The organism is Solibaculum intestinale (genome assembly GCF_040096205.1).
GTDB classification, from domain to species: domain Bacteria; phylum Bacillota; class Clostridia; order Oscillospirales; family Acutalibacteraceae; genus Solibaculum_A; species Solibaculum_A intestinale.
This window is the reverse complement of record NZ_JBBMFD010000001.1, coordinates 231946-249576: the sequence shown is the minus strand read 5'-3', so window position 1 is coordinate 249576 and position 17631 is coordinate 231946. Positions and strand designations below refer to the sequence as shown.

The window sequence follows — 17631 nt, the reverse complement described above, 5'->3', positions numbered from 1 at the left end:
ACCTCCTTCCAAATTATTCTTCTCTCTGCGGCTGCATCAGTGTCAGCAAATACCGATCACTGGAGTGCTTGACCACTCTCATATAAATATATTCTATCACGCAAAGCAGCAAAATCATAGCAGCAGATACAAACATCATTTCAGCCACTGTCCCACGGGTTCGGGACGAGAGTATCCCTGTAAATAACGCCCTGACTCCAAACAGACTGCTGACAGCTGCAACCAATACAGGAAGTCCCATAAACCAGGTAATTTGCTTTCCAGCAGACTGGCAAAGGGTTTCGTAAGTAGCTCCCAGGCGGATCAGAGTCTGGTATCTGCGCCCGGTTTTCTGCTGACTCATCAGGAACTGAACACCCACGATGGTGTTGGCAACTACCAAGAAAACAATCGCAAGATAGAGGGTAATATAACTGGATGCTATGGTGTAGAAAAGCTGGCGGCCCATATTCTGAAGATAGCTTTCATATTCGATACCTATTTTGTCCAGCTTCTCGTTCAGATCGGAATAGGCAGTCATAAGGCTATTTCCTTCCATAGCCTGCTCACTGAGTACCGCATTCACATACGTATCATACATTCCTTGGGTATGATAGAGGAAGGCTTCATCTGGAAGAATCAATGCAAAGGACAAAGTAATAGAACGATCCGTAATCAAATTTACAGACTGAACCTCTCCAGTAAGATAAATCGGACTGCCAACCAGTTCCGTTTCAGGCTGTTCAGTAAGTATGTCGTTCAGCATTGCGGTACGATTTACAGTAGTAAAGTCGGAACCTATATAAACAGCGGCTTCATCCTCACTTAATTTAATGACAGGCTTGCCGGACAATTCCAACAAACGATTATAGTCCGATAAACAAATCAAATATGGGTATGTGGCATAACCAAGATTGTTCAGAAGGACATCCCGGTCTTCCGACTGGGGCAGGCTCCGAAGAGAGTCCATAACAGCGTCCATGCTGTAGGCATTATCATAATCTTCTGTGGTGCGAATACGCCCAACCCTCATTTCAAAAAGCTCTGAAAATTGATTTTCCAAACTGTTTTCTTTCAGGACTGCCTTTATATTCGGAAGAACCTGCGATGAGTCTTCTGCAGTATGATCTTCAAAAGTATAGTCGATTACATGGCCAGAAGACAGGTTATTCGTTCCTGCAATTCCTACGCCCGCACCAAAACAACACAGCGCCGCCAGAATCAGCAGGGAGCTGATGGCCATGGAGTTTGACTGATGAATGACATTCTCCTGAATCTGCCGGAAGGTAAATACATGAAGCTGCTTATTTCCTTTTCCTTTCTTAACAATCAAAGCAATCAGCGCACGCATCCCATAGAAAAGCAGCATCGTACCAACTATGCCCAACAGCAAAGTCAGTCCCATCATACTTACCTTTGTCCATGCAATTCCCTGAATCGCCATGTAGTAAGCCACTGCCAACATCACACTTCCGCATATAGCAGCCAGTCCATAGATAACAGATGGCATTTGCTTTTTGGGGCGGTTCGTTGGCTGGGATAGCAAAGTACCGATCTCCTGGCGGCTGATTCGTCCACTCAAAATCAGAAGTGCCGTCAGCTTAATTGCCAGAAATCCTGCCAGCGTCCATTCAATCGCAGACCAGGATAAAGAAAACTGATGACCGATGATCCCCATGCCTACCAGCTTGGCGGTGACAAGACTGACAATTTCTGAAAGCACCACAGCCACAGGTAAGCCTATGAGCATGGCAAGAATACTGGTCAGGAAATCTTCCGCCAGAAGCATCCAGAACAGTTTGCTTCTGCGCATTCCCAACATCAGATAGACACCAAACTCGTGGCGTCTGCGCTCAAATTGATACTTGCAGGCGAAGTAAATCAAAAAGAAAAGAATACCCAGGGTCATTCCGTAAAACACAGGAATCAGAAGCAAGAGCCTGTTCACTGCGTCGCTCTCCATTTTCTGCAAAAAAATCATTACATCCTGTGTGGAGATGGAAAGAATCATATAAAAGGCAATAATAGAAATCACCAGGGAGCTGAAAAACAGACCGTTTTCCTTTCGGCTGCGGCGACTGTTTCGAAAAATCAGATTAGAGAACATTTGCGCTACCCCCTCCCAGTTGAGCCATCACCTTCAGGATGCGCCCGTAGAACTCCTGCTGGCTTTCGTCTCCACGCCGAAGCTCATGAAAGATCACGCCATCCTGGATGAACAGGATGCGCTTACAGAAGCTGGCGGCATTGGAATCATGGGTTACCATCAGGATCGTAGCTTGTTCGTCACGATTCAGGCCGGACAGCTTCTCCATAAGACTTCTTGCGTTCTTAGAATCCAGCGCACCCGTCGGTTCATCGGCAAGGATCATTTGGGGATGTAAGATCAGAGCCCTTGCTGCCGCAACACGCTGACGCTGGCCGCCGGACATCTTGGACGGAAACTTATTCAGAACATCAGTGATTTCCAGATAGTCAGCCAACTGCTTCAGCCGCTGGCTGCTTTCTGCTTCGGATACCCCATGCAGAGAAGTTGGAAGCAGTATATTTTCACGTCCGGTCAGATTATCCAGTAGCTCAAAATTCTGAAATAGATAACCAACTTTTTTTCCACGGTAATCTGCAAGAGTCCTTCCCTTGAGTGCTTGCAGATTAACGCCCTCCACCTGAATGCTTCCACCTGTGGGTTGAATCACAGTCGCAATACAATTGAGCAGTGTGGATTTACCAGAACCACTGCTTCCCATAATGCCAAGAAACTCTCCCGGCATGACCTGAAAGGTGATCCCATTCAGTGCCTTTGTTTGACTTGGCACATTGCCATAGATTTTTGTTAAATTTTCAATATTCAAAATGGGTTTCATGTGAATACCTCCTATCATTTGTAATAAAATGATAGCATGGGAACACAGCAAATACCACTTACAGTGGTTGTAAGGATTCAGGATATAAGTGGCGGCTCAAGGGGGACGAGCATATATTTTGTAAGAGCATCAGGCGACAATGATAAAATACACCGGATCGACTCCTTGGCAAACCAGTTCGTTTTAATTGTATCCCAATCAGCAAGTCGGATAATCTCTGCTGTGCCGTTCTCAAAATCAACTGAAACTTCGCCCCATTCGCCGTCGCAGTCTGCTTGGTATTCGTAGATTGCGGCGGCGCTTTTCTTTTTGCGCTTGGTTTTGGATTTCTGTTTCAGCCGGACAGCATGGAGCGCACCTTCGGCAACCAGCAGTTCTGTCAGTTTGTCCGCCGCTTTCCGGTAGGCTCGCTCTGCACCGCTGGCAGTGCTGCCCTCAAACATAATCGCCAATTCTTCAAAAGTGGGGCGGTTCTTCCATGAGCCAACTCGCCCACAGGTCATGCAAATTGCTAACCGTTTTTCGAGCAAGGTCTGTTCCCGGTAATTCAGTTTCTCAAATGCCCGCTGCACCTTTTCTGCCTGTATGCCGTTCCAGAGGATATCGGTATAGTTCCAGCTATCGTCAAGGGCTACATCCTCGCCTGTTTCCTCGCCGTTCTCGTCTGTCACATAGAATGGCTGCTGATTGCGGATACCTCGCACAACTTTCAGATAGTCTTCGGCAAGAGCAAGATCACAGTTGTATTTCTTGGAAAACTCGTTGACCGCATCCTTGGTGTTATGATACAGCCACGCCATTGAGCGTATCATTTTGTAATTAGTCAGAGAGGATACCGACCATTTTTCTTCGCCCATGCGAAAACGGAGCATAGCATCCCGGATGAACGGGAAAATGTATGTAGCATACTCTGCACCCTTGGCAAGGTCATAGTCCATCAGCTTTTGGAGCATTTGCTCCCGGCAGGAGAGCTTTATATCTATAAATCGGTCTGTGTCGTACAGATCGCCGCCATCCACACCGAGAAAGTCTTTAATGCGCTTGTTAAGCTGCGGCTCGTAGTGGTGCAGGAAGAATGAGAAATATAGCAAATTCTTTTCCTGCAAGGCAGACAGGATATATTCGTTCAGATTGCCCACCGCTGGAGGCTCCGGTTCCAGTTGGAAGATGCGCTCTGCCACATAGGGAATGATGCCGTCACCGTGCGGATTGACATGATGTTTCGGTATGTATCCAGTCATATTCCATGTAAAATCATTCAGCATAGCGCACCTCCTTCCAGTTTAGTAATACTCATAAATATCCCGTGGTCAACTAATGGGTTATTTATTACTTTATTTTCTTTAACATACGGTGATAAATAGGTGCATTTGGTGCAGGAGTTGTGATTGGGACCAGAAGTCCCTCTTTGATAAATTGTTCCACACGCAAAGCAATCCACCCATCACCGATCCCTAATTGATTCTTTCCAAGAACCTGTCCAACAAGCACGCTTTCCTTAAACTCGTCGTCCAGTGTATCCAATTCTCGAAGAATAAATGTATCATACAGAGTTTCTGATACGCTGACCAGTTTGCCGTTTATAACAGCACGAAGAGGAGAATTTTCCTGTTGGAGTTCTCTCCAGCGGTTAGCCAAACTACGAAGGTAATTTGTTGGCAACTTCTTTCCAAGAGATGCCATCCGTCCCAAGTGATAAGGTTCAACTTCTCCCCAACCGTTATACTGGACAATGCATCCATCTGGTCTTGTTTCCCACATTGGAAGCTCCACAATGGTAACATCCAATTTTTCAAAGCCGATTGGTCGTAGTTGTTCCAGAAGCCAATACAATCCGCACACATCATCTGGTTCTCGTCCGACCCAAACACGAATCGGCTCTCCGTTTTGTGCTTTTTCCAGTAGCGTAGCATAGTTCTTTCGGGATGTATTGAGAAGTTCAGTTACGATTTCAGATGCCATATCGGGCAGTATGCTTAGTAGCAAAGATAATGCCGACTCACGCTCCAAACAAATTCCTGCTTCGGAGATGTTGCCCACAGACAATGCCAACGGAAGATTAACTATGTCCTTACGATTTCCCTCCAACGGTATAGCATTCTCCCAACCAGAACGCTCCCGTTCTTCTGCTTGATGCTGGAACTTTTCTATTTCTTCTTTTGAAACTGTCCCATCAGAGATAATTACACTGGTTGCTCCGCCTAAAAAACCCTTATGTCCAATCGCAACCGCCATAGTCCCTGCGGCACTGTCGCTAAATACTACTTCTAACATAACGTTGCTCACCTCTTAGCTAAATTCAAATTCTTTTTAGTGCTTCTTTCTTCAAAGCCGCCTGTCCCATTTCTTTTTCATAATCGCCCTTGGCATAAGCGACATTGCTCAATGCCTGGAGCATCTTATCTTTTGCCAGCTTTTTCATGACCTCCGCAAGATCTTCATCCAGAGTACCACGCTTTATATAGCGGTTTATGGTGTTCAGACGCTTCTCATGTATCTGCTTCACTGGATGATCATCCGCAAGCTCCCGTTGTTCTCTGCCTTTCAGATTGCCGATCTGCCGACAGGTGCGGTGCAGCTTATCTCCCGGCGCATAACCGCCGCAGTATTTGGTGTGCCTTGCGTTGGTTGTCAGAAACCATTTGCCGCAGATCCGGCACTTCTTAGGAGCGTGACCGACACACAATCCCTCAAAGAGATCTGACCGGAACATCCCTACAAAGGACACATAGTGCATCCGTTTGACGAGCTTCGCCACATTTTCGCCGGGACGGATGACAGATACATACTGAACGGAGTTGTTCAGGGTAGACATCCAGGCATTTCCCTCAGTAATAGAAAAGTCCGGAGGGAAATAGCTTCCAAACATTTTTGCAAAGCCCTCTGCGGTGCGGTCAGCTTCGTTGCCGTCTGATTTTTCTGCAAAATCAAGCATTGCCTTTTGGTATTCCCCAAGGGAGTATGCCAGATGCCCGAATACAGCGGTATAGCGTTGGAGCATCATCGCATCGGCATATCTCGGAACTTCTTCAAGCTGCAAGGAGTTGGTTGTGGCTTTTATGGCAAACTCCATATATTTCAGAGCATTGTCCGCAGTAAAGACTTTTTCAATCTGTTCTCTGTGTTTTGGAATATCCATGTAGGAGAACGGCGGTGTTTTACTGAGAATATCAAGCATCGCCAGAGCAGCTTCCCTTGCCATAGGAAAGAGTGCAGAAGCGTCCTCTCCGGCGTTCAACATTCCAAGCAGCAGATTGATTTTTTCGCATTGCTCATTCATCTTTGCAATGGCATCCGCAGGAACATTCAGCGCATCACAGGCAAGAGTGCCGACAGGGAATGTTTTGCCCTCATATATGACCGTATCCTGCCAAAAATCCAATGTCATCAGTTCTTGATTCATGCTTGCCCTCTTGTCCTGTTTTTTTACTTTTCCAATTATACCATGCAAATGTGAAGAAATCTATATCCTCCGAAAAGTTGTCCTGTTTTTTGAAATAGGCTTGTCCTGCTATTAGCCTGTTTTTTGAGAAATCCGGCATAACCATAGTAGAAAGAGCGAAACACCTGCCAATCACGGCGGGTGTTTCGTGCTTTCTGAATACTATGAACGGAGGTTTTCTATGACAATCTATGAAACCATCAAGGTGGCAATCAGCGTAAAGCAAGCCGCCGAACACTACGGGCTGAAAGTCAACCGAAACGGCATGGCTTGCTGCCCGTTCCACAATGACAGGCATCCGAGCATGAAGCTGAATGAGGATTATTTCTTCTGCTTTGGCTGCGGAGTCAAGGGGGATGTGATCGACTTCGTGGCAAGGTCGTTCGATCTGAGCAGCTATGAAGCAGCACAAAAGCTGGCTTCGGATTTTGGGCTTGACCCGAAACCGCCCACTTCCGCAGCTATGCTCAAGCCCAAACGTCCCTATATCCGTCAGTTTCGGGAGGACGAAATGCTGTGCTTCCGGGTGCTGATGGATTATCTGCATCTGCTGGAAGATTGGAAAGTGCGATATGCACCGAAAACACCGGACGATGATCTGGATGACCGTTTTGTGGAAGCCTGCCAGATGATTGATTATATCGAATATCTGGCAGATATTTTGACAGTCGGTGATTTAGAAGAACGGGTTGCCGTGGTGGACGAGCTAATGAAGGAGAGCAAGATTGCTTTCCTTCGGAACTATGTGGCACGGAAACGAAAGGAGGGGTTGTCCCATGGGGAAGAAAGGTAAAATGCCGGATATGAATCTGCCGATCTGGTTTGACGGGCAGAACATCAATGAAGCTCTGTTCTGTGAAGAATTTCTGCGTGAGCGCAGAATCATCTTCGCAAACGGAGCTTTTTTTACGCCCGATGGTCGGGTAACAGACGATCTCCCTCTCCGGGGTGAGATTTACGACAAGCTGAAATTCTGTGCCGTGAACAACATCCCCCGGAAGATCACCAATATTCTGGAGGTGCTGAAACTGGAAGCACAAGTGCCTGACTTTCCTCCGGAGCAGGATCGGATTCATGTTGCCAACGGTACGCTGCTGCAGAACGGAACATTCACTGAGGGCAGACCTGCTATCGTGCGGAGCCGTCTGCCTGTTGCCTACAATCCCGATGCTCCTGCTCCTGTGGTCTGGCTGAACTTTCTGGATGACCTGCTTCATACAGAGGACATTCCCACTTTGCAGGAGTTTATCGGCTACTGCCTGATTCCCTCCAACAAAGGACAGCGCATGATGGTGATTAAGGGCAACGGCGGCGAGGGTAAATCCCAAATCGGTGCGGTGCTTTCGGCAATCTTTGGCATGAATATGAAAGACGGCAGCATCGGAAAGATTTCCGAAAACCGCTTTGCCCGTGCCGATCTGGAACATATCCTCTTGTGCGTGGATGATGATATGCGGATGGAAGCTCTGCGCCAGACCAACTATGTGAAATCCATCGTGACAGCACAGGGCAAGATGGATTTGGAACGCAAGGGCAAGCAGAGTTATCAGGGCTGGATGTTCGTCCGGCTGCTTGCGTTCAGCAACGGCGATTTGCAAGCTCTTTATGATCGCAGTGACGGATTTTATCGCAGACAGCTTGTGCTGACCACCAAGGAAAAGCCTGTGGATAGAGCTGATGATCCTGACCTTGCGGAGAAGATGAAAGCCGAAGCCGAGGGCATCTTCCTGTGGGCATTTGAAGGCTTACAGCGGCTTGTTGCCAACAACTTCAAATTCACAGAGAGTGACCGTATCCGGGAAAACCGGGAAGCGGTCAAGCGTGACAATAATAATATCTTTGATTTCATGGAATCGGAGGGATACATCCGGTGCAAAGCGGATGCGTCCATCAGCTCCAAGGATTTCTATGAAATCTACCGGATGTGGTGCGAAGAAAATTCCCTTGCACCGCTGAAAGCCCGCAGCTTCAGCGACGCCATGATTGCCAATGCCGGGAGATTCAATCTGGAACATTGCAACAACATCACCAACTCTGCCGGACGGCGGGTGTGGGGATTTATGGGTGTGGAAGCTGTGGCAAGACCTCATATAAATGGGTTTTACGATGTTTCGTCATGTACGTACGTACCGGAGGAATGGCGGGATTGATTTTGCCAGTCATGCTCTGTACGTATGTACGCAGCATTTACCCCTGTTTTCTCCCATTATAGGAAACAACGGCTTTCAGAGACAACCTGTTTTCGGGTATTGAAAATCAATGGCAATGGAAACAGCAAAGTTTTTGACCGCAGGACGAAGCTATTTCACGAAATCGTGCTTCTCTGAACCGTGTACCCTGTTCACGGAACAATAGATGTTTTCATTTTTCCAGACCAAATCACACGAAACAGTAAAGCGGGATATGGTCATATATGGACAGGACATCACAAGCAAAATTCTGAACGGATTTCAGAGATTGCAGATTTTTCACTGTTCGGTGTATCTGCTCCGTTTTGGGGTGCAGAGATTGTACCGAACCACAAACAGAATTATGGAGGATTTTTCAATATGAATGTACGCAATGAAATCAAGGCACAGATCATCCGTGCTGGGATGACCATGCAGGAAGTTGTTGACCTGCTCTCGGACGAGTACGGATGGAGCGACAGCGTTTCCAACCTGTCCGCAAAATTACAGCGGGAAAGCATCCGATACAAGGAAGTATTGGAGCTTGCCGATGTGCTGGGATGCGACATTGTATGGCAGCAAAGACGGGAGAAGTGATGCCCCCGGCAACAGCCCCTCGCATCTTCCGTCCCCATAGGCACACCGCAGTGCTGCCTATGGATGGCAGTGAAAGACGCTGCCAACGTCTGCAAGAAACGTTCCGCAGAACAGCTTCATGCAGACGGGCTGACCATGGGAAAAGTTGCAGACATTTTGCCTTGGTCAGCAGAGGTCACCGCAGTGACCGCACACCCCCTCGGGAGAGCCCACGGCACTTTGCAGCCAGAATGGATGAAAGTGTTATAGTGGGTTATTACACTTCCGCAGAAGTGCATCCCCGCAGCCCCGCCCGTCTGCTACTCTCGAAAGAAAGGAAAAAACCTATGGCAAGAAACGATGGAATTGACCGTACCTTTGCCCGTAACCAGGACTTGCCCACCCTCGACGATGTGGCGAAAGTTCAGGAGCATAACGAGCGAGAAAAAGACAGCTACTCCAATCAAGATATTGATACCACCCAGACCCACCGCAATGTCCACTTCAAGAAACCTACCGACAGCTATGCCGCCATGTTCGATCAGATGATTGCAGATGGTGTTATCTCCACCCGTGGTCTGAAAGCCGATGCGGTGAAATATGGGGAGCTGCTGTTTGATGTAAACTCTGCCTACTTCCACAACCACGGCGGCTATGAATATGCCAAACAGTTCTATGCCGATGCCTACAAAGCCGCCGTGGAGATTGTGGGCGGCGAGCAGTATATCCTCTCCGCTGTGATGCACGCCGATGAGCGCAACCGGGCAATGTCCGAAGCCCTGGGCGAGGATGTGTATCACTACCACCTCCATGTGGTTTATATCCCGGTGGTGGAAAAGCAAATCCTGTGGTCGAAGCGGTGCAAGGATGAATTCCTCCGGGGAACGGTAAAAGAAACGATCACACAGGTCAGCCGCAGTAAGAAATGGGAATCCAAACCCGTTCTCAATGAAGATGGCAATCCGATGTTGAACGCAAAAGGGAAAAAGATTTTGAAGTCGTCCTACAGTGTGCTGCAGGATGACTTTTTTAATTTCATGCGAGCCGCCGGATATACCGATGTGGAGCGTGGAGAGCGTGGCAGTACCGAGGAACATCTGACGGTGACACAGTTCAAGTTACAGGCCGAACAGCACCGCCTGGAAACTGTGACCGGACAGGTGGAACAGGCCGAGCAGAGTTTGGCGGATGCCAAGGCTGCTACGGAGAAGCAGAAAAAGAAACTGGAAGCTCTGCAAAAGGAAACCAAGGCAGCAAAGACCATTGCGCTGACGGTGCAGGATATTGAGGAAATGGGCAAGAAAAATGCCCTCACCGGAAATGTCTCGCTCACGCCGGATCAGTGCGATACACTCAAACGCTATGCGGTCAACGGCATTATTGCCAATGCTGACAATAAGCGTTTGAAAGAGAAACTGGCTTCTGCTGAAAAAACAATTTCCATCTGGAAACAGCGGTATGAAGCAGTAAACGAAAAATATATGGAACTGAAACAGAAAGCCCAGCCTTTCTTGGATGCGATAGAGATTGCGTCTGAAAGGGTTTGGGCTTTTGTTCATGCCATTCTCGCCAGAGGAAAGGAAACACAGGAACATAAGCACCCTGCCCGTAAGCGTAGGCAGGATATGGAAATTTAAGAAAGGAACTATTTGCCTATGAATAAAACCGTAGAGGAAATTAACAAGATGATTATGGAAGATGCCCCGATGGAAGAAATCAATGATGCCATCGGCTATATTGATATTTACTCCTGCTTCGACCCGATTTTTGAGCCGCCCATTGATTTTTTGGAAGAATGCCGCAAGCATTGGGAAACAGCGCAGTCTTCTTTCCGCAAAACCATTGAGCGTAAGATCGGGAACACATGGTATGTGATTGAAACAGAATGTGACGGGAATGAGCCGCTTGCCGACAAGGTAAAACGGCTCATTTTTTCTGACAAGGGGGTGATTTGTTAATGACTGCGACACAAAAGCATGATATAATTCCAGTATGCACAACGGTACTGTCGGCTGACCAACAACCGAAGGAGGATATTATGTTGGATCAGCAGAAAATTACCATTCTCTACTGTCGTTTGAGCAATGAGGATGCCCAAGATGGAGAGAGTAACAGTATCGCAAATCAGCGAGAGTATTTAACCCGATATGCCCGTGACCACGGGTATACAAACCTGAAAATTCTGGTGGATGACGGTTATACGGGGACGAACTTCAATCGTCCCGGTGTGCAGGAGGGCTTTGAGCTTGTCAAGCAGGGGCTTGTAGGCTGCTGGCTGGTCAAAGACCTCAGCCGATTTGGTCGTGACTATCTGACTGTTGGACAATATACGGATATTATCTTTCCGAGCTACGATGTCCGCTTTATCGCCGTAAATGACGGTGTGGACAGCAACCGGGGAGACAGCGAGGGCTTCGCCGCAATCCGTAATCTGTTCAACGAGTGGTATCCCCGTGATACCAGCAAGAAAGTCCGTGTCAGTTTGCGGCAGAGAGGAACCAGTGGGAAGCACATGGGCAAACCGCCCTACGGATACCGCTGTGACCCGGAGGACAAGGATCACTGGATTCTGGATGAAGAAGCGGCTCCGGTAGTCAAGCTCATCTTCGACCTTTGCATTGACGGCAAAGGCCCGGAGCAGATTGCAAGGATTCTGGAAGAAAAGCAGATTCTGACCGCAAAAGCTCTGTATGCCAAGCGAAAGAAAAAGCCGATGCCGGAAAGACCGTACCACTGGAGCAACCAGTCCATTGTAGGGATTTTGGAACGGCAGGAGTACACAGGCTGTACCTGCAACTTCAAGACTTATTCCAAGTCCTACAAGCTGAAAAAGCGGATTCCCAATGAGCCGGAGAATATGTTTTATCTGCCGGACACACAGGAAGCGATTGTATCTCAGGCACAGTTTGACAGGGTGCAGGAACTGAGGAAAAACAAACGCCGCCCCGCAAAAGCGGAACGGCAGGGATTGTTCTCAGGGCTTCTGTTTTGTGCCGATTGCGGCGGCAAGCTCCACTTTGCCACAAGCAAAAGCTTTGAGGGCAAGCAGGATCACTACGTCTGCAACAACTACAAGAGCAACCGTGGTACTTGTACTGCCCACTATATCCGGGAAGATGTGCTTCGTGAAATCGTTCTGGAACGCATCCGGGCAGTCAATGAGTATATCCGAAGCGATGTGGACGGTTTTCAGGAGGAATGGCTGCAATGCCGCAGGACTGACCAGGAGCGCAGCATCCGGGATGACAAAAAGAAGCTGGAACAGGCAAAGAAACGCCTTGCCGATCTGGATGTCATCATCTCCCGGCTGTACGAGGACTATGTTCTTGGAAATCTCAATCAGGACAGATACAGAAAGATGTCTGCGGACTATGAAGCCGAACAGGAACGGTTAAAGCTCGAAATTGAAGTTATCGAAGAATGGGTGGAACAGCGGGAAGAAATGAATGACGGTCTGGATGCCTTTATCGCCCTGACACAGAAATATGTGGATGTGGAGGAACTGACACAGACCATCGTGAACGAGTATATCAAGAAGATCGTTGTCTATGCCCCGGACAAGTCCAGCGGCAAGCGCAAGCAGAAAGTGAAGATTTTTTTCAACTTTGTGGACGATGTGGATATTCCCGTTATTTCCGAGCCTATTGTCACACAAACAACCTATGAACGCAGAAAAACGGCGTGACCTTCGGGTCACACCGTTCTCTGCGACAAAATAGTTACTTGTCACTATTAAGCCTTCGCTTTTAGGCTGTTTTATTCCCTGCCACGGCTGCATTGACAATGCAATTCATTCTGCGGCGGGAGTGCAGCTTCGCCTGGAATGCGCGCGGATCATGGAGCGCCAGGGAAAGGAAGAACCCACAGGCCGGGCGAAAATCACAAACGCCTATAATTTACCCTGCCGCTTTGTTTTGCATACGGTGGGTCCCATCGTGCAGGGATCGCCTGTCTGGGAGGACCGGGAGCTTCTGGCCTCTTGTTATCGTTCCTGCCTTGCGCTGGCAGCCGCCAGCGGAGTGGAAAGCATCGCCTTCTGCTGGATGAAACCTTCGTAGAGGACGAAGGCTGGCACGCGGCCGCCGGCCGGTACAAGGACTTTTTGGTAAAGCACAAGGGCGCCCCTGTGCTCTTTCTGGAGCTGGGCGTGGGAGATAACACCCCTGGCATTATCCAGTACCCGTTTATGCGAGGATCAACTTGTCAAACGGGTGGATTCCCCGTGAGATCGCAAACCGATCGCTTGTGCTACAGGAGGACATCGGCAAAGCTTTGACGCAGATCCAAGCGGAAAACAGATAAAAAGGGGAAACGGAAGAATCCGTTTCCCCTTTTTATCTGTTTTCAAAACGAAAATGGTTATCTTTTACAGCGCCAGAGCTCCCATCGCGCCCGCGGCTGCAGCCGGCGCGTCAACGCTGGTATCCGGCTTTCCTGGGCCATTCGTCCCGGTCAGCGCTTCAGGAACGGGGGCTGAGCCGTGGTTAAGACCACCTTTGCAGACAAGGATGCAAAGCGTTCTCTTGTGGAGGCGGTGCGTGCCTCAAACAGGTATTCCGTATCCGCCTTGAGTCCTTCAAAAAGCTAAGAGGTCTGCCGTTTTTCCCCTGCGTGCGGTATTCGGCGCCTGGTACCGGTTTTAGCGAATGGGACACAACCGAGAGTATGTAGGTTTCACAAGCAAAAGATGCATTGCGCAGGCTCACGTCTACCCCCTCACCACTGTATGGAACAACCGATTTCGATGCGGCTCCTTGCCATGCCGCCAGCGCGGCGACTGTGCCCGAGTCCCATCCGCCCGTTTGGAAAAGATCAACCGAAGCATTGATGGCGTAGGCCTCCTCCTGCTCCGGCCCCGTATAGGTAAACCAGGACAGATGCCGGGCAAAAGGTCGGACACATCCAAATTGGTAAAAGCGGGATGCCATCGGCTCTATTTTTCCACTACATATCCGATCTTTCTCGATCTTGCGGATCGAAAAAAGAAACGGTATCCGAACTCCGGAATCTGTGGTATACTTTTCTCAAAGAACCGGCCGTGAGCCGTCAGAAAAGAGGATGCAACTTGAGAGCAAGTGATCAAAGAAAAGCGGCGGTTCCTCCCCGCAGACCGGAAGCACAGACCAATTTGCTTTTATGCCCGGTTGCGAAGAAATGCGGCGGCTGCCAGCTGCAAAACATGGAGTATTCCCGTCAGCTTGCCTTCAAGCAAGGGCTGGTACAGCGCCTGCTTGGCGCATACGGGCCGGTCCAGCCGATCCTCGGTATGGAGGACCCGTACCACTATCGCAACAAAGTCCAGGCGGCCTTTTCGTATGACCGGCGCCAATCAAAAATCCGGTCGGGCGTCTATCAATCGAGCACCCATCGGGTGGTCAACGTTAACGACTGCCTGATCGAGGACAGGAAGGCGGACGAAATTATCGTCACCATCCGCGGCCTGCTCAAAAGCTTTAAGCTCCTGCCCTACGACGAGGACCGGGAAACGGGATTTTTGCGCCATGTGCTGGTCAAGCGTGGCTTTCAAAGCGGGCAGATCATGGTGGTGCTGGTGACCGCAACGCCGGTTTTCCCGGCAAAGAACCGGTTTGTGGAAGCGCTGCGCAAGCAGCATCCGCAGATTACCACCGTGCTCATGAATGTCAACCGCCACCACACCAGTCTGGTGCTGGGGGAATCGGAGAGGATATTGTACGGCCCTGGCTATATCGAGGATACGCTGTGCGGGTGCGTTTTTCGCATTTCAGCCAAATCCTTTTACCAGGTCAATCCCGTGCAGACGGAGGTCCTCTACCAAAAAGCCATGGAGCTTGCCGGCCTGACCGGTAAAGAAACGGTGATCGACGCCTACTGCGGCATCGGCACCATCGGCCTGATCGCCAGCCGCAGGGCCGGCCGGGTCATCGGCGTGGAATCGAACCCGGACGCGGTGCGCGACGCTATCAGCAACGCCCGCCGCAACGGGGTGAAGAACGCTTATTTTACCCGGGCTGACGCCGGAGATTTTCTAAGCGAAATGGCCAAAGAGGGCGAACAGGCGGACGTAGTTTTTCTCGACCCGCCCCGGGCGGGCAGTACGCCCAGGTTTCTCTCTTCCATGGCGGCGCTTGAACCCAGGCGGATCGTGTACATCTCCTGTAACCCGGAGACTCTGGCCCGGGACTTGCGCCAGCTGACTGAAAACGGGTATGCCGTGCGGCATATTCAGCCGGTGGACATGTTTCCTCATACCAATCATGTGGAGACGGTGGTCTTGCTTACCAGGGGAGAAATCAATTTAAAAGCAGAGGGATGAATCCGACCGATAGAAAGGCGTCTCTCCTGGAATTGCACGGATTAAGCAGTTGAAATATCGGGCCTTGATTTCATAACTTTATTAGGGCTGTGGTCATCCTCTAAAAAATAGTATGATCACAGCCCTGCTGTCTTTGGTACACGTTCTTACTTATCAATCGATTGTATTCATTGGGAAAACAGCTTAAAAATTTCGAAAGCATCTTGACCTGCTGTTCTGTTTCAGTATTATAATATAAGGATACTGCAATGTGGCAGGGAGCCAAATTTATTACATGGGGAGGATTGTGTATTGTCTAAAAAAGTTCTTATTTTAAGCACCAGTCTGAGAAACAAGAGCAATTCGCAAACACTGGCGGAAGCATTCGCAGAGGGCGCGTTAGCAGCAGGCAATCAGGTCGAGCTCGTTTCGCTGAAGGATAAATCCATTGCTTTTTGTAAAGGGTGTCTGGCCTGTCAGAAAACCGGAAAATGCGTGATTCAGGACGATGCGCTTGCCATTACTGAGAAAATGAAGGATGCACAAGCCATTGCCTGGGCCACCCCGATTTACTATTATGAGATGAGCGGCCAGATGAAGACCTTGATCGACCGTGCAAACTCCCTTTATCCCACGGACTATGCATTTCGTGATATTTACCTGCTTTCTGCTGCGGCAGAGGAGGAGGAAGGGGTGGACGAAGGCGCCATTCATGGATTAAACGGCTGGATCGCTTGTTATGAACGGGCACGGCTGGCGGGAACTGTTTTTGCAGGCGGCGTAAACGAAGCGGGAGAAATCAGGGAGCATCCGGCAATTAAAAAAGCGTTTGAAATGGGAAAATCCATTTCATAACTATAAATAGTTACGCAGTACATAAATGAAAGGAGCAAACAATCATGTTGGTAAACACAAAAGCAAAAATCGGTGTATTCTCTATTGCGCTGGGGGCGTATCTGCCTCAGTTCCCGTCACTGGTGCCTGAATTTGAGGCACAGTATGATGCATTCAAAAAAAGCCTTCCCGACACCGTGGAAATCATTGACGGAGGAATGGTGACGACGAAGGAGCAATCTCAGGCCGCCGGCGATCTGTTCCGCGGCGCCGATGTTGACCTGGTGTTTTTGCAGCTTTTAACCTATGCTACCTCCTACAACATGCTTCCGGCCGTGAAGGATCTGGATGTCCCGGTGGTTCTCGTGAACCTGCAGAAGCTGAAGGCTCTTGATTATGACCACACGGACATTGCTTCCTGGCTTGGAGAAGGCTATGCCTGCGGCGCTGTCGGTGAAATGGTGGCCGACCTGGAGCGGTACGGAAAACGCCATGCGGTCATTACCGGCGTGGTGGAAGGCGGCGATCCGGGTGTGCAAAAAGAGATCGAAGAATGGTGCCGCGCCGCCCAGACCAGAAGAAGATTCCGGGATACGAACATCGCCCAGATCGGAAGACCCTATCCCGGCATGATGGATCTTTACATCGACGAATCCAACCTGTACAGAAGAATGCATCTGTATACCAAGCAGTTCGATTGGGAGAAGATGTGGGCGATTGCCGATGATATTACGGATGATGAGGCGATTCGCGCCAAAGCCCAGGACATTCTGGACACCTTCGATATCGAAGGCGGCGGCAGTGTGGAAAAAGTATGGGAAATGGCAAAATATGTCGTAGCTTTTGAGCAGTGGGTAAAAACGGAAAAGCTCGGCCTGATCGCCTCCCATTACGACGGATTTGCAACCGGCAAGGCAGGCGTTCTCGACAGCATGCTGATTCCTGCATTCTCCATGTTGATTAAGCAGGGAACGGCCTGCGCGGTAGAGGGCGACATTAAGGTTGCCATGGCCATGAGTATTTTAAAGACGATTTCGGGAACCGGACAGCTTGCTGAAATGTATTCCATTGATTTCAATGACGATATTGCCATTATTGGACACAGCGGCTCCGGTGATGCGGATATCTCTGATAAAAAACCGACTATGAAGATCGTAAAGGTATTCCACGGGAAAACAGGCGGAGGTTACCTGACGCAGTTCTATCCGTATACCGGCCCGGTTACGTATCTTGCCATTACGCAGGATGGCGACGGACACTTTAAGTTCATTGCGGCGGAGGGCGTCAATGAGGAAGGAAAGATTCTTTCCTTTGGCGATACCAATATGAGAACGCGTTTTGCCTGTGGGGCAAGAGAGTTCGTAAACCGCTGGAGCGAGTGCGGACCTACTCACCATTTTGCGGCAGCCACGGGCAGACACATTGACACCATTGTAAAGGTCGCGAAAATTTTCAATGTGCCGGTTGATATCGTGACCAGATAAGGAAAATCTT

Annotated in this window: 14 protein-coding genes and 1 pseudogene; 10 read left to right on the top strand and 5 right to left on the bottom strand. The window is 49.3% G+C overall.

Translation table 11 applies throughout. The features are described 5' to 3' along the window. Positions 1-13: 13 nt before the first annotated feature. The 5 genes from WMO26_RS01110 to WMO26_RS01090 all read right to left on the bottom strand — a co-directional run bounded on the left by WMO26_RS01110 (position 14) and on the right by WMO26_RS01090 (position 6246). Complete coding sequence (locus WMO26_RS01110) at positions 14-2086, bottom strand: FtsX-like permease family protein (RefSeq protein WP_085531198.1); 2073 nt, start codon at positions 2084-2086, stop codon at positions 14-16. Beyond that, complete coding sequence (locus WMO26_RS01105; protein WP_270441397.1) at positions 2076-2843, bottom strand: ABC transporter ATP-binding protein; 768 nt, start codon at positions 2841-2843, stop codon at positions 2076-2078. The genes WMO26_RS01110 and WMO26_RS01105 overlap by 11 nt, the downstream gene beginning before the upstream one ends. A gap of 77 nt (positions 2844-2920) precedes the next feature. Next, complete coding sequence (locus tag WMO26_RS01100; protein WP_270441399.1) at positions 2921-4108, bottom strand: sigma-70 family RNA polymerase sigma factor; 1188 nt, start codon at positions 4106-4108, stop codon at positions 2921-2923. Positions 4109-4172: 64 nt separating this feature from the next. Then, the gene (locus tag WMO26_RS01095) at positions 4173-5117 is read right to left on the bottom strand and encodes a DUF3658 domain-containing protein (protein WP_274271614.1); all 945 of its coding nucleotides are present in this window, start codon (positions 5115-5117) and stop codon (positions 4173-4175) included. Positions 5118-5142: 25 nt separating this feature from the next. Then, complete coding sequence (locus tag WMO26_RS01090; RefSeq protein WP_270441385.1) at positions 5143-6246, bottom strand: DUF6076 domain-containing protein; 1104 nt, start codon at positions 6244-6246, stop codon at positions 5143-5145. A gap of 220 nt (positions 6247-6466) precedes the next feature. Here WMO26_RS01090 and WMO26_RS01085 point away from each other — a divergent pair, with 220 nt between their 5' ends. The 10 genes and pseudogenes from WMO26_RS01085 (at position 6467) to WMO26_RS01040 (ending at position 17621) form a co-directional block, all read left to right on the top strand. Then, positions 6467-7078 (top strand): CHC2 zinc finger domain-containing protein, encoded by a 612-nt coding sequence (locus WMO26_RS01085; protein WP_109258819.1) that lies wholly within the window; start codon positions 6467-6469, stop codon positions 7076-7078. Then, a complete protein-coding gene (locus WMO26_RS01080; protein ID WP_243141398.1) occupies positions 7062-8435 on the top strand; it encodes a DNA primase family protein in 1374 nt (457 codons plus the stop codon). The genes WMO26_RS01085 and WMO26_RS01080 overlap by 17 nt, the downstream gene beginning before the upstream one ends. 399 nt (positions 8436-8834) lie before the next feature. Beyond that, positions 8835-9050 carry a phosphoribosylglycinamide formyltransferase gene (locus WMO26_RS01075; protein ID WP_109258817.1) on the top strand — a complete coding sequence of 72 codons (216 nt, stop codon included), beginning with the start codon at positions 8835-8837 and terminating at the stop codon, positions 9048-9050. Positions 9051-9376: 326 nt separating this feature from the next. Continuing rightward, entirely contained in the window at positions 9377-10666 is a 1290-nt protein-coding gene (locus WMO26_RS01070) for a plasmid recombination protein (protein ID WP_109258815.1), read from the top strand. An 18-nt stretch (positions 10667-10684) separates the two neighbouring features. Next, the gene (locus WMO26_RS01065) at positions 10685-10987 is read left to right on the top strand and encodes a hypothetical protein (RefSeq protein WP_085531218.1); all 303 of its coding nucleotides are present in this window, start codon (positions 10685-10687) and stop codon (positions 10985-10987) included. Next, entirely contained in the window at positions 10987-12714 is a 1728-nt protein-coding gene (locus WMO26_RS01060) for a recombinase family protein (RefSeq protein ID WP_085531220.1), read from the top strand. Before WMO26_RS01065 ends, WMO26_RS01060 begins: the two co-directional genes overlap by 1 nt. A gap of 58 nt (positions 12715-12772) precedes the next feature. After that, a pseudogene (locus WMO26_RS01055) lies at positions 12773-13069 on the top strand (macro domain-containing protein); the annotation flags it as partial. A gap of 1025 nt (positions 13070-14094) precedes the next feature. Then, positions 14095-15324 (top strand): 23S rRNA (uracil(1939)-C(5))-methyltransferase RlmD, encoded by a 1230-nt coding sequence (gene rlmD, locus WMO26_RS01050; RefSeq protein WP_349217684.1) that lies wholly within the window; start codon positions 14095-14097, stop codon positions 15322-15324. A 291-nt stretch (positions 15325-15615) separates the two neighbouring features. Then, on the top strand, positions 15616-16158 hold the full coding sequence (locus WMO26_RS01045; RefSeq protein WP_349217683.1) for a flavodoxin family protein: 543 nt from the start codon (positions 15616-15618) through the stop codon (positions 16156-16158). 44 nt (positions 16159-16202) lie between these two features. Beyond that, positions 16203-17621 carry an arabinose isomerase gene (locus WMO26_RS01040; protein WP_349217682.1) on the top strand — a complete coding sequence of 473 codons (1419 nt, stop codon included), beginning with the start codon at positions 16203-16205 and terminating at the stop codon, positions 17619-17621. Positions 17622-17631: the final 10 nt, after the last annotated feature.